This window comes from Gordonia sp. LMA167 (assembly GCF_058130025.1).
Genome location: NZ_CM176708.1, coordinates 4,629,643 through 4,642,995, shown reverse-complemented (window position 1 = coordinate 4,642,995; position 13,353 = coordinate 4,629,643). Strand labels below are relative to the sequence as shown.

12 protein-coding genes are annotated in these 13,353 nt (G+C 65.8%); 10 read left to right on the top strand and 2 right to left on the bottom strand.

Annotation, left to right across the window (positions count from 1 at the left end; genetic code table 11):
- Positions 1–63: 63 nt before the first annotated feature.
- From pyk to ACVT6V_RS21090, 5 genes are all read left to right on the top strand, one after another.
- Positions 64–1,497, top strand: a complete 1,434-nt coding sequence (gene pyk / locus ACVT6V_RS21110; RefSeq protein ID WP_489896066.1) for a pyruvate kinase — start codon at positions 64–66, stop codon at positions 1,495–1,497.
- 622 nt (positions 1,498–2,119) lie between these two features.
- Positions 2,120–2,995, top strand: a complete 876-nt coding sequence (locus ACVT6V_RS21105; protein WP_489896065.1) for an acyl-CoA thioesterase — start codon at positions 2,120–2,122, stop codon at positions 2,993–2,995.
- Positions 2,996–3,047: 52 nt separating this feature from the next.
- A complete protein-coding gene (locus ACVT6V_RS21100) occupies positions 3,048–3,542 on the top strand; it encodes a hypothetical protein (RefSeq protein ID WP_489896064.1) in 495 nt (164 codons plus the stop codon).
- Positions 3,543–3,634: 92 nt separating this feature from the next.
- Entirely contained in the window at positions 3,635–5,551 is a 1,917-nt protein-coding gene (locus tag ACVT6V_RS21095; protein WP_489896063.1) for an ABC transporter ATP-binding protein/permease, read from the top strand.
- 144 nt (positions 5,552–5,695) lie between these two features.
- Positions 5,696–7,531 (top strand): AMP-dependent synthetase/ligase, encoded by a 1,836-nt coding sequence (locus tag ACVT6V_RS21090; RefSeq protein ID WP_489896062.1) that lies wholly within the window; start codon positions 5,696–5,698, stop codon positions 7,529–7,531.
- On the opposite strand, the gene ACVT6V_RS21085 is transcribed toward ACVT6V_RS21090, so the two are convergent.
- Entirely contained in the window at positions 7,515–8,219 is a 705-nt protein-coding gene (locus ACVT6V_RS21085) for a DUF998 domain-containing protein (protein WP_489896061.1), read from the bottom strand. The two genes, ACVT6V_RS21090 and ACVT6V_RS21085, sit on opposite strands and share 17 nt — an antisense overlap.
- Positions 8,220–8,394: 175 nt before the next feature.
- Between ACVT6V_RS21085 and ACVT6V_RS21080 the strand changes: the two genes are divergently transcribed.
- Positions 8,395–8,823, top strand: a complete 429-nt coding sequence (locus tag ACVT6V_RS21080) for a DUF6325 family protein (RefSeq protein ID WP_489896060.1) — start codon at positions 8,395–8,397, stop codon at positions 8,821–8,823.
- A 64-nt stretch (positions 8,824–8,887) separates the two neighbouring features.
- Complete coding sequence (locus tag ACVT6V_RS21075) at positions 8,888–9,184, top strand: SHOCT domain-containing protein (RefSeq protein ID WP_489896059.1); 297 nt, start codon at positions 8,888–8,890, stop codon at positions 9,182–9,184.
- Positions 9,185–9,187: 3 nt separating this feature from the next.
- On the opposite strand, the gene ACVT6V_RS21070 is transcribed toward ACVT6V_RS21075, so the two are convergent.
- Positions 9,188–10,822 (bottom strand): MFS transporter, encoded by a 1,635-nt coding sequence (locus ACVT6V_RS21070; RefSeq protein ID WP_489896058.1) that lies wholly within the window; start codon positions 10,820–10,822, stop codon positions 9,188–9,190.
- Between the two features lie 164 nt (positions 10,823–10,986).
- Here ACVT6V_RS21070 and ACVT6V_RS21065 point away from each other — a divergent pair, with 164 nt between their 5' ends.
- The 3 genes from ACVT6V_RS21065 to ACVT6V_RS21055 are packed head-to-tail and all read left to right on the top strand — an operon-like array spanning position 10,987 to position 13,353.
- Positions 10,987–11,235: a BatC protein gene (locus ACVT6V_RS21065; protein WP_489900925.1), complete on the top strand. Its 249-nt coding sequence runs from the start codon at positions 10,987–10,989 to the stop codon at positions 11,233–11,235.
- Positions 11,183–12,475 carry a cupin domain-containing protein gene (locus ACVT6V_RS21060; protein WP_489896057.1) on the top strand — a complete coding sequence of 431 codons (1,293 nt, stop codon included), beginning with the start codon at positions 11,183–11,185 and terminating at the stop codon, positions 12,473–12,475. The genes ACVT6V_RS21065 and ACVT6V_RS21060 overlap by 53 nt, the downstream gene beginning before the upstream one ends.
- Complete coding sequence (locus ACVT6V_RS21055) at positions 12,472–13,353, top strand: ferredoxin family protein (protein ID WP_489896056.1); 882 nt, start codon at positions 12,472–12,474, stop codon at positions 13,351–13,353. Before ACVT6V_RS21060 ends, ACVT6V_RS21055 begins: the two co-directional genes overlap by 4 nt.

The following is a 13,353-nucleotide window of genomic DNA, read 5'->3' as shown; positions in this document are numbered from 1 at the left end:
CGGACAGGTGACCATTCGTCACCGGGATAGAGATGCCGCACCAACGGGACTAAGGTGAACACAGTGACACGGCGAACAAAGATTGTCTGCACCCTCGGCCCGGCCACAAGTTCCGACGAGAAGCTCAAGGAACTCGTCGAAGCAGGAATGGATGTGGCACGGCTGAACTTCAGCCACGGGTCCCACGACGACCACAAGGCGGTGTACGACCGGGTTCGAAAGGCCGGCGACGCCACGGAGAAGGCGGTCGGCATCCTCGCCGACCTGCAGGGACCGAAGATCCGTCTGGGCAAGTTCCGTGACGACGGAGCTCTCAACGGCGAGGTCATGTGGGAGACCGGTGACGAGGTCCGCATCACCGTCGACGACATCGAGGGCACCCACGATCGGGTGTCGACCACGTACAAGAAGCTCGCCGAGGACGCATCGTCCGGCGACCGGCTGCTCGTCGACGACGGCAAGGTCGGATTGCGGGTGACCGGCGTCGAGGGCAACGACGTGGTGTGCGCCGTCACCGAAGGCGGACCCGTGAGCAACAACAAGGGTCTGTCCCTGCCCGGCATGAACGTGTCGGTGCCCGCGATGTCGGAGAAGGACATCGCCGACCTGGAGTTCGCCCTGAAACTCGGGGTGGACATGATCGCGCTGTCGTTCGTGCGCAGTCCCGCCGACATCGAACTCGTCCATGAGGTGATGGACCGGGTCGGGCGACGTATCCCGGTGATCGCGAAGCTGGAGAAGCCGGAGGCGATCGAGAACCTCGAGGCCATCGTGCTCGCGTTCGACGCGATCATGGTCGCCCGTGGCGACCTCGGTGTGGAGTTGCCGCTCGAGCAGGTCCCGCTCGTGCAGAAACGTGCCATCCAGATGGCGCGGGAGAACGCGAAGCCGGTGATCGTCGCAACCCAGATGCTGGATTCGATGATCGAGAATTCACGGCCGACCCGTGCCGAGGCCTCCGATGTCGCCAACGCGGTGCTCGACGGCGCCGACGCGGTGATGCTCTCCGGCGAGACGTCGGTGGGCAAGTGGCCGATCGAGTCGGTGCGCACGATGGACAAGATCGCACAGGCCGTGGAGGCCGGGCCCCGCGATGTCCCGCCGCTCTCGCATGTTCCGCGGACCAAGCGCGGCATCATCTCGTATGCGGCGCGTGACATCGGGGAACGCCTGGAGGTCAAGGCGCTCGTCGCGTTCACCCAGTCCGGTGACACGGTCCGCCGGTTGGCGCGCCTGCATTCGCGGCTGCCGTTGCTCGCGTTCACGCCGACTCAGGCGGTGCGCAGTCAGCTCGCATTGAGCTGGGGCACAGAGACATTCATCGTCGATCACGTCGACACCACCGACAGCATGATCGATCAGGTCGACCATCAACTGTTGCGGATCGGTCGTCTCGAAGAGGGAGATGTCGTGGTGATCGTGGCCGGCGCTCCCCCCGGGACCGTCGGATCCACCAACATGATCCACGTCCACCGGATCGGCGAGCAGGACCACTGACGCCATTCCGCGGAGGAGCTCGCGACCCGGTCCTGAGTCGCGAGTCAGCGCGCGGTTTCCCCGCCCCGGTCCCTGTGGAGCCCGCGAACGGAGTGAGCGTGCGGTTTCCCGCCCCGGTCCCTGTGTAGCCCGCGAACGGAGTGAGCGCGGGGTTTCCCGCCCGGTCCCTGTGGAGCCCGCGAACGGAGTGAGCGCGGGGTTTCCCGCCCCGGTCCCTGTGGAGCCCGCGAACGGAGTGAGCGCGGGGTTTCCCGCCCCGGTCCCTGTGTAGCCCGCGAACGGAGTGAGCGCGGGGTTTCCCGCCCCGGTCCCTGTGTAGCCCGCGAACGGAGTGAGCGTGCGGTTTCCCGCCCGGTCCCTGAGGAGCCCGCGAACGGAGTGAGCGTGCGTCACGAAGGGCCCTTCGTGACGGCCCTCCGCAGGCTCCGGGCCTCCTCAGGGATCGGTGGGGACGGCCCTCCGCAGGCTCCGGGCCTCCTCAGGGATCGGTGCGTGACGGCCCTCCGCAGGCTCCGGGCCTCCTCAGGGATCGGTGGTAGGGAGCGGGGGTAGGGATCGGCAGTTGATCTCGTCCGCAAGCCGCGCGCGGTGATCGGAAGCATACGGAATAGGGTGTGCTGTCATGACCGAACAATCCGGAGATCTCGGTAAGCTGCTCGCGCTCTTGGATGTGGAACGCCAGGGTGAGGATCTGTTCATCGGGCACCACCCGGAGCAGAAGACCGCTCGGACATTCGGTGGGCAGCTGCTGGCCCAGGGCGTGGTGGCCGCGTCGCGCACCATCACACGGGGGAATCCCCCGATTCACGCCCTGCACGCGCACTTCATCCGCGGTGGGGACGTGGGCAAGCCGTTGGAATATCACGTCGCCCGGTTCCGGGACGGGAAAGCGTTCGCGAACCGTCAGGTCACCGCGATCCAGGACGGCGCCGAGGTGTTCACGATGCTCGTCGCATTCCAGGACAACACCGCCGGGCTCGAGCATGCCGTGGAGATCCCGCAGGTGCCCTATCCTGAGGAGTTGCCGCCTCTCGGTGAGCATTTCAAGGGCTATGAGGACCGGATCGCCACCTTCGTCAACGCGATGCACCCGATCGACATCCGATTCGCGAACGACCCGACCTGGAAGATGCGGGACGCGGGGGAGAAGCTCAAGGACAACCGGGTGTGGATGAAGACCGACGGTGCCATGCCCGACGACCCGATCCTGCATGTGGCCGCCATGTGCTACGCGTCGGACACCACGGTGCTCGACTCGGTGATCACGACACACGGCCTGTCGTGGGGCATCGACCGATTGTTCGCCGCGACCGTCAACCATTCGATGTGGTTTCATCGCGACTTCCGGTTCGACGACTGGATGCTCTACGCCACCCGTTCGCCCGTCGCGTCGGGGTCGCGCGGTATGGGTTCGGGGCGATTCTGGAATCGCGACGGCACTCTCGCCACCTCCGTCGTCCAGGAGGCGCTGATCAAGTACTTCCCGCCGAAGAGTTGACCCGTAGCGGTTCTGGGAGATCGGCTTTGGCGACGATGGCACACTGGTCGGCATGACCTCAGCCCCGCATCCCCGGCCTGAAGGTTCACCTCGGGCGCCCGGGCAGCCCGAGTACTGGCTGCAGTCCGGCCAGATGCTGCCCAAGCGCACCTGGCAGCACAGCACGCGCTCGCCGATCATCATGCTCAGCTCGTTGGCCGGGCTGGCGTTGGCCGCTGTCGCGGTCGTGGCATTGCTGGTGGGAGTCCTGAACCGGTCCTCGTTCACCGCGCAGGGCGTCGTGGTCTGCCCGACCGCACAGACGCAGGTGCTGCAGGTCGGTCCGGGAACTCCTGTCCGTATCTTCGACGAGACCGGCGACGAACTGTCCACAACCGCGCTCGGCCAACGGCGCAGCGGCGACGACGGGCGCTGCGAGATGCCGTTCAGCGCGAAGGATGTTCCCGCAGGTCGAGGCGGTTACATCGTCCGGGTCGGAGATGTGTTCCAGGAGACCGTTTCCGAAACTGCACTGGGCGACGGCGCAGTGCTTCGGCCCCTCGGATAGCTCCCGGTGCGTTGTCGGGTGCGACGACCTCCACCGGGTTAGACTTCTGCGACTCATAATCGGCGGAGCCGTGCGTCTGCAGAGGGGGCTGGATGGAGTACAGCATCGACTGGGCCAACGAGATCTGGGCCTCGTTGAAGTGGCTGGCAATCGTCTTCGCGATCTGCATGGTGGGACTGCTGGTCGTCGGGTTCCTGCTGGCGCGCCTGACCCGGTGGGGACGGCAATTCTGGAGTGTGACCGGCGACTTCTTCACCGGCCGCGAGACCCGGGTGATGGCCTGGGGCTTCATCGTGGCCCTGCTGTTCTTCTCACTGTTCGGCGTTCGATTGTCGGTGCTGTTCTCCTACTTCAGCAACGACCTTTACACCTCGTTCCAGACGGTTGCCCAGGGTCTCGCCGGGCAAGGACCCGAAGGGCAGTCCGTACTCGAGGCGGGCAAGTCCGGATTCTGGCATTCGATGACGGTGTTCGGCATCCTCGCGACGATCCACGTCGTCCGCACACTCCTCGAGCTCTACGTCGGCAGCGCCTTCGAGATCAAATGGCGGTGGTGGCTCACTGAGAGTGCCGCCGGGAACTGGATGAACGGACGCGCCTTCTACCGCAATCGCTTCGTCGATCTGAGCTCGGGGCGCAAGGACGCCGGTATCCAGCCGGGCGTGGACAACCCCGACCAGCGCATCGAATCCGATATCACCAACCTCGCATCGTCGAGTCGCTCGCTCATCTTCAGCTCGGGCGGATCGTCGACCAATGGCGTGATTCCAGCGATCGTCACGATCGTGTCCTTCACCAAGATCCTGTGGGACCTGTCGGGACCGATGACACTGGGGGGCGTCGAGATCCCGCGTCTGATGGTCTGGTTGGTGTTCATGTATGTGCTCATCGCCACTGTCGTCGCGTTCTGGGTCGGACGCCCCCTGATCCGCTTGAACTTCCTGCGCGAGCGACTCACCGCCAACTTCCGCTACGCCCTGGTGCGTGTCCGCGACGGTGCCGAGAACGTCGCGTTCTACCGCGGCGAGGGAGTGGAGCACCGCGGTCTCATGACACGTTTCCGGTCCGTCGTCGACAATTTCTGGCAGATCGTCTACCGGATGCTGAAGTTCGTCGGGTGGAATTTCAGCGTCACGCAGTTGTCGGTGGTGTTTCCATATCTGGTGCAGGCCCCCCGATTCTTCGCGGGCTCCATCCAGCTCGGCGACATGACGCAGACCGCGAGCGCATTCGGAAACGTTCACGACGCGCTGTCCTTCTTTCGCAATTCCTACGACGATTTCGCTTCGTTGCGGGCATCGATCATTCGACTGGACGGACTCGAGGTAGCCGATTCGAAGTCGCGGAAGTTGCCGCAGATCGCGACTGCCGATCAGGATCGAGCTGTTCGCCTGGCCAACGTGTCGATCACGACGCCGGACGGCGACGACCTGATCAGGAGCCTGGATCTGTCCCTGGCTCCCGGTGATGCGCTCGTCGTCAAGGGCCGGTCGGGAGCCGGTAAGACCACCTTGCTGCGCGGGCTGGCGGGCCTGTGGCCATTCGTCGACGGCGAGTTCACGCGTCCAGCCGGTAACCGGACCCTGTTCCTGACCCAGATCCCGTATATCCCGCTGGGCGACCTTCGAACTGTCGTGGCATATCCGGCGTCGCCGGACGATCTCGGCGACGAGGCCATACAGGCGGCACTGCGACGCGTCTTCCTGCCCCACCTTGTCGACCGCCTCGATGAGGAGCAGGACTGGGCCAAGGTGCTCTCACCCGGCGAACAGCAGCGTGTGGCGTTCGCCCGTGTCCTCCTGACGCGTCCCGAAGTGGTGTTCATGGACGAGGCGACCTCCGCGGTCGACGAAGGGCTGGAGTACTCGCTGTACACGCTGATCCGCGAGGAACTGCCCGACACGATCCTGGTGTCGGTCAGCCACCGCAGCACCACCGATCAGCATCACACCGAAGTGCTGGAACTGACCGGCGGCGGTGCATGGGAGGTGCGTCCGGTCGGCGCCTGACGTCGACGTATTCCGCTGCTGGATCGGTCCTCGGACAGCATTCTTTACCATTTCATTACCAATCTCGCGGATCGATCCTCCCGACGCTGATCAGTCGGTACTGTGATCCCGACCACACCGTCGGGACGAGCGAGGACACCGGTCATGGCGCAGACAGAACTGATCACTTTTCCGCACGAGAGCGGAGTGGGAGTGGCTACGCTCCCCGAGGCCTTCCAACAATCGATCACCATCCGGCCGGACGACGTGGCACTGCGGACCGTCGGCGGCATCCAGGAGATCACCTGGACGGAGTACGGACGCCGCGTGGAGGCGATCGCACGAGGCCTGGCCGGGCTGGGCGTCGGACCCGGGGACACCGTCGGCATCATGCTGACAAATCGTCCCGAGTTCCACCTCGTCGACACGGCGGCCCTTCATCTGGGTGCGGTGCCGTTCTCCATCTACAACACCAGTTCGCCCGAGCAGATCGAGTACCTCTTCGCAAACGCCGAGAACGCGGTGGTCATCACCGAGCAGGTGCTGCTTCCGGTGATCCGCGCCGCGCACACCGCCGTGACCACCACCATCGTCGTCGACGGTGTCGCAGGCGACGCGGTGTCCCTGGCGGACCTGGAACAGACCCCGGCGCCCGACGGATTCGACTTCGAGGCGTCCTGGCGGGCCGTCCGGCCGGAGGACCTGGCCACGATCATCTACACGTCGGGCACCACCGGGCCGCCCAAAGGTGTGGAGATCACCCACCGCAACATCATCGCCGAGCTCGTCGCGCTCGAGGAACACGTCGAGGCGGGTTTCGGTGACCGGGTCATCTCCTATCTCCCCGCAGCCCACATTGCCGATCGTGTGTCCTCGCATGCCGCGAACATGGTGCGGGGCATCCAGGTGACCACCGTCGCGGACCCACGGGAGATCGCGGCGGCACTGCCCGAAGTGCACCCGACGTTTTTCTTCGGTGTCCCACGGGTCTGGCAGAAGATCCGTGCCGGCATCGAGGCGAAGATGGCAGGCGAGAAGAGCCCGGTGAAGAAGAACCTTGCGTCGTGGGCTCTCGGCGCCGGCGCGGCATCGGCGAAGGCCCACATTGCCGGACGAGGCGACGGGTTGGTCGGCGGCGTCCAGCACGGGCTCGCCGACAAACTGGTGTTCCACAAGATCCGCGAGGCGATCGGGATGGACCAGATCACGTTCGCCGGCTCCGGGGCCGCGGCGATCCCACCGGAGGTGTTGCAGTTCTTCCTCGGGCTGGGCGTGCCGGTTCTCGAGGTGTGGGGGATGTCGGAGACGACGGGCGTCTCGACGATGACCACATCGGAGAACCTCAAGATCGGCACGGTCGGCAAACCGGTGGCCGGGGTGGAGGTGAAACTCGCCGACGACGGCGAGCTGCTGATCCGGGGACCCGTGGTGATGCGTGGCTACCGTAAGCAGCCCGACAAGACCGCGGAGACGATCGACGCCGACGGCTGGCTCGCGACCGGCGACATCGCCACCATCGACGATGACGGCAATGTCACGATCGTCGATCGCAAGAAGGAACTCATCATCAACGAGGCCGGTAAGAACATGTCGCCCACCAACATCGAGAATGCCATGAAGGCGGCGTCGTCGCTGATCGGGCAGGTGGTGGCGATCGGCGATGCGAAACCCTTCATCTCGGCCCTGGTTGTGCTCGACCCGGATGCCGCCGCCGCCCGTGCGAAGATGCTCAACATGCCCGACGCGGACATCGCCACGCTGTCGGGCCATCAGTCGGTCGTCGAGGAGGTGGTCACCGCTATCCGCGAAGGAAACGGCAAACTGTCTCGGGTGGAGCAGATCAAGCGGTTCACCATCGTGCCGGCGGCCTGGGATCCGGGCGGCGACGAGCTGACGCCGACGATGAAGTTGCGCCGCAAGCCGATCGCGTCGAAGTACGCCGACCACATCGTTGAGATGTACCACGACACACCTTCCGCCGAGGTCATCGACCTCCGCTAGCGTCCTGCGCGTCGGTCGATGTGCCGATGGCCCAACCCCAGATCACCAGCCACACGGTCATCCCGCCGACCTGAATCCGTTGGGCCAGGCCCAATCGGTAGTCACCGGGAAGGTTGTCGGCGACGAGCATCCAGACAGTGGCCAGAGAAAGGATGACCAGGATGACCGTCCCGACGACTCGCAACGCGGGCCACCAGCCGTCGCGGCGTGCTGCGATCGTCGCCGCGACCATGGCCGTGAAGATCGAGAACACCGCGATAGTGCTGGTCAGCGCGTGAATGTGGTGAAGCTGGGGAAGTAGGCCGCTGGGTTCGTTCGGGCAGTGGGGATCGACTCCCGGTATGCATTCGATGGGCGAGAGTGCGTCGGCGATGGTCGACGCACCGAAGGTGAACAGGGCGACTGTTGCTGTGACCGCAGGGAACCCGCGAAACCGAGGTCGGGGAACGAGCATGACGGCGGCGGCGAGCATGGCGGCGCAGGCGGTGATCACGTCGCCTGCGACGTACACGGCCCGGTGCGGCCGGTGCGCGGCGTCGAGCTCGCTGAGGAAACTGTTCAGGGGGTCGAGCGGAGTGGACCAGAAGAACTCGAGAACCCAGGATGAATAGCAGATTCCGGCGACTGCGACCAACAGGCCGGCGGTGATCACGCGGACCGTCGGCCGATGGGCGGGTGTTGTCGGCACCGGATGAGCCTACCGACGACCCGATCGGGTGGTGGCGAAGAGTCAGGACGCGACACAACGACCCGTGATCACACTACGATCAACTCGGACGGTTGTGACCCGACGCTCGTTTGTCGCTCTTTGTCGGGGCCGATCGGCCACCCCCTGTCAATCGCGACGCAGCGAGGAATGCCGAATGACCGAAGAATCCGTCCAGGAGCTCGGGCCCATCGATTATGTGGTTCTGGAGTGGCCCGACAAGCAGCCCAGTGGTGAGGCGATCCCGTACCTGATCGACCTCGTCGAACGGGGCATCATCCGTATCATCGACCTGGCTTTCGTGATGAAGGAAGCCGACGGGACCATCACGGAGATCGAGATCGACCGCCTCGGCGCGGAGTTCGCCGTCCTCGAGGGTGCCTCGGCGAATCTCCTCGAGACCGATGACATCGCCGAAGCGGCATCGGTTCTGGAGCCGGGCACCGCGGCTGCGGTCATCGTGTATGAAAACGCCTGGGCGGCACCGTTTGCCGCGGCGCTGAGGCGTAACGGCGCCCAGATGGTCGCCACCGGCCGGATCCCGTTCGAGGACATCGTCGAAGCTCTCGACCGATCCGAGGCCTGAGCTCGACGAAGACCTCGGACGGACATCGTCACACAGCCGTCATCACCCCGTAAGGAGAATCTCAATGCCCGGACTCATCCGCGCCGCCGCTCGTACCGCCGTCATCGCCGGAACCGCGACGTCGGTCAGCAACCGTGTATCGCGCCGACAGGCGAACCGTTGGGCGCAACAGGAATACGATAATCAGCAGCGTTATGCCCAGCCTGCCCCGGCCCCCGCGCCCGTGGCGGCTCCGGCTCCCGCCGCGGCTCCCCAACAGGACACCATCGAGCAGCTCAAGGAACTCGGTGCGCTCTATCAGCAGGGCATCTTGACCGAGCAGGAGTTCGCAGCGCAGAAGGCGAAGCTGCTCGGCAGCTGACCGTCACGGATCCGGAGATCCCGCGGCCGCCGTGTCCGGGGCGCCCAGTTCGGCGCCCGGGACACGGGGCAGCCGCCGTGCGATCACGAGGCCGAGAGCGGCCAGGAAGACGGCGAACAGGATCGACTTCTTGATGGACATGATCTGCGCGTCGAGGTAGTGCTGGACGAGCGAATCGGCCTCGGCGGCGGCGATCCCGTGCTGCTCGACGATCGCGTCGAGATCATCCTTGCTCAGGATGTCGATGCCGTCGGCCGACGCTTCGGCGATCTGGGTTTTGGTCTGCTGCGAGATGTTCGGATCGGCTTGCGCCGCTTCGTTGAAGCCCGCACTGAGTGATGCGATGAGCAACGCGCCCAGCATGGCGACCCCGACCGAGGTACCGATGTTCTGGGCCGTCCCCTGCAACCCGCCCGCCTCGCCCCGGTCCGAGTCGCCCACCGACGACATGATGACGTTGCCCAACTGTGAGGCGATGAAACCGAATCCGGCTCCGAACACAGCCATGCCCACGGCGAACACCACGCTGTCCAACTGGGGTTCGATCGTCGTGATCAACAAGCACGACCCGACGATGACCAGGACGAGGCCGATGTTGACCATCCGGTGCGGGGATTGTGTCGCGGCGAGTTTCGGGCTCGAGAACGCCGCTATCAGCATCGCCACCGACATCGGTGCCAGTTTCAGGCCCGTCTCGAACGCGTTCTGCAACAAGACGTACTGCAGGTAGATCGGGATCACGAAGAACATGCCGCCGATGATCGCCTGCTGGGCGATCAGCATCACCAGGCCATTGCGCAATTGGAGGGTGCGCAGCAGGGGCGGATGCATCAACGGAACCCGCCCGGCGGAGATGACATGACGTTCCCAGTCGATGAAGCCGATCAGGATGAAGATCCCCGCGGCGATCATGAACGGAACGATCGAGAAGCCGAACGGCGTGATCTCGGTGCCGGCGATGGTCAACGCCCCGGACGGCCGGATGAACCCCCACGTCCCGGCTTTCAGCAGCGCGAGGACGACCAGCCCCAGGCCCAATGCGGAGAGGAAGGTACCGATCCAGTCCAGGCGGCGCGACGTCGACACGGCGGTGTCGGCGATGGCACGTACGCACAGGATGATCACCACACAGACGACCGTCTCCGCCGCGAAGACGACTCGCCACGTGAGGGTCTCGGTGACCCAGCCGCCGATGAGCGGGCCGGCTGCCGCGCCGGCCGCGGCGATGCCACCCAACGCGCCGTACGCGGTGGCCCGATCCTTGCCGTCGTAGTTGGTGGCGGTGAGCGAGATGATGGCCGGCATCACCAACACCGCACCGGCGCCTTCCACGAACGACCACCCGAACAACAGGACTCCGATGTTGGGACTGAAGGCCGTGATGAGCGAGCCCAATCCGTAGACGAGCAATCCGACCGAGAACACCCGGCGCCGTCCGAAGATGTCGCCGAGACGTCCGCCGAACAACATGAACGAACCCATCACCAGGGTGTAGAGCGTGATCGCCAACTGCACCTGGGTGATGGTCGTATCGAGGTCGACGACGACACTCGATACCGAAACGTTCATCACGGTCGTGTCGAGCACCATGATGAACTGAGCTGCACACAGAATGATCAGAACGCCCCAGCGTCGCACCCGGTAAGAGTATGTCGTGCCGACCGAGATCGTCGGGTTTCGATCCGGCGAATCACGGGTAACCGAGCCCCGTTCTGTCCATAGTGGAGTCAGGAGCCGTGCGGTTACCGGACACCGGTTTCGGCGACAAGGCTCCAGACGACGAAAGACGAGAGGAGTCCATGATGGCACTCGACGACGAGGACATCACCACCTCCAGCGGTGGCGGAGAAGGCGTCGCGGATGGCGGTTCGAATCCGGGCGGGCATGACGGCGGCGCCGATGGCACGGCCGACTCCGGAGAAGGTCCGGCCGACGGTGGTTCGAATCCGGACGGACACGACGGGGGCGCGGACGGGTCTGCCGGCGAGGGGCCGGCCGATGGCGGCTCGAACCCCGGTGGGCACGACGGAGGCGCCGACGGCACGGCGTGAGGGCCGCGCCACGCTGGGCCGACTGATATCCGGCGACCCCGACTCGTTCGCACGAGATCATTGGGGTCGCCGGCCGATGCTCAGCCGCGCCGAGTCGTTGCCCCGTGACTTCGGTGACCTGTTGTCGCCCGATACGGTCGACGAACTCCTCACCCGGCGGGGCGTACGCACCCCTTTCATCCGGATGGCCAAGGAGGGTGTCCTCCTGGGCCGGGATTGCTTCGCCGGGTCCGCCGGCTTCGGTTCCGAGATCGGCGACCAGGTCGATTCGGCAAAGGTTCTCGCACAGTTCGCCGACGGATCGACGATCGTGCTACAGGGTCTGCATCGGCTGTGGCCGCCGGTGATCGACTTCGTCCGCGGGATGGTCGACGCGCTCGGTCATCCGGTCCAGGCCAACGCCTACATCACTCCACCGGGCAGCCGGGGTTTCGATGCGCACTACGACGTGCATGACGTCTTCGTCCTGCAGGTGAGCGGGCCGAAGAGCTGGACCATCCACGAGCCGGTGCACCGGGATCCGCTCGCCGGCACGTCGTGGACGTCTCATCGAGGCGCCATCGACGACCGGGTGTGCGAAGCGCCGGTCATCGACACCGTGCTCTCGCCCGGCGACGCCCTGTACCTCCCGCGGGGCTGGATCCACTCCGCGCGCTCGATGGGGGAGACGTCGATTCACCTCACCATCGGGGTCGCGGCGGTCACGAAGTATGACGTGCTCCGCGCGCTGGTCGAGCAGCTTGCCGAGATCGACTGTCTGCGGGCGCCGCTGCCGATACCGCTGGACCTGGGCGACCCTGACGCGACGTCGGCGGTCGTGGCGACCACTTTGTCCGAGGTGGTCGACGTGATCCGTACTGCGCCAGACGATCTGGGGCATCGCGCCGCCGCCCGACTGACCAACTGGTTCGCGGATCGCACGCGGCCGGACCCGGTCAGGCCGCTGGCGACAACGGACGCGATCAGGGCCCTGGACGCGTCCACGCCGGTGCGTTGGCGACATGGCCTGATCGCACAGGTGAACCGTGGCTCCGATCGCGTCGACCTACGACTTGCCGATCGCACGATCAGCTTTCCCGGATGCTGCGCGCCCGCCGTCGACGCCGTCTATCGCGGGGCCCTCGTCACCGCAGACACCGTGCCCGGCCTCGACGCCGCCGACGGGCTGGTGTTGCTCCGCCGGCTGCTGCGTGAGGCTGTGGTGGTGCTCGCGGATTCTGCGCCGTCGGAGCACCTATGACCGATCGTCGACCGTGTAGCGACGAAGCCCGGGACCGCGACGATCCGATGTACGGCACCGCGTCGGCCGGCGCGCGCTGGGTGCTGCTCGAGTTGTCCGGCCCCTGGGGGCCGTCGGTCTTTCTGCAGTCGCCCAAGATCATCGAGCCCGGGTTGGGGCGCGCCATCGTGCGTCGGGTGGAGGCCGAAGGCATGCGGATCGTCGCGATCCGCAGACCGGGACGACGTCCGCAGACGCCTCGGTGGCGCTGGTACATCGCCGACGCCCGGCCCGGTTCGGAGACCATCCATCACGGCGAGGTGGCCGGTCCCGCGGATCTGCTCGACCTGTCACTCGATGGTTCCGATGGTGACGTCACCACGGAACCCGTCGTCGCGGTGTGCGCCCACGGTAAGCACGACCAATGTTGTGCCGTGCGGGGCCGGGCGGCGACCGCCGCGATCGCGGCGGCATTTCCGGACTGGACGTGGGAGTGCTCGCATCTCGGCGGGGACCGGTTCGCCGCGACGATGCTCGTCCTGCCACATGGACTGTGTTATGGCCGAGTCGATTCCGCCGCAGACCCGGCCGACCTGATCCGGTTGTACCGCGAGGGGCGGGTGGAAAATGCGCTCTTGCGGGGACGGACCTCGCTGCCGCACGCCGTCCAGGCCGCACAGCACTTCGTGCGGCAGCACACCGGCGACGATCGAATCGACACACTCGCCCCGAGCGATGTCCGGCGTGCCGATCACCGGATCCACGTCGTCCTCGACGGCGATGAGGGGAGCATCGAGGTCATTCTCGCCGAGCGACTCTCGGATCCCCTGCACTCGACGTGCGCGGCCGGCGTGGCCGGCCGCGTCCGCCAGTTCGTGCTCGAATCCCTGCGGATATGA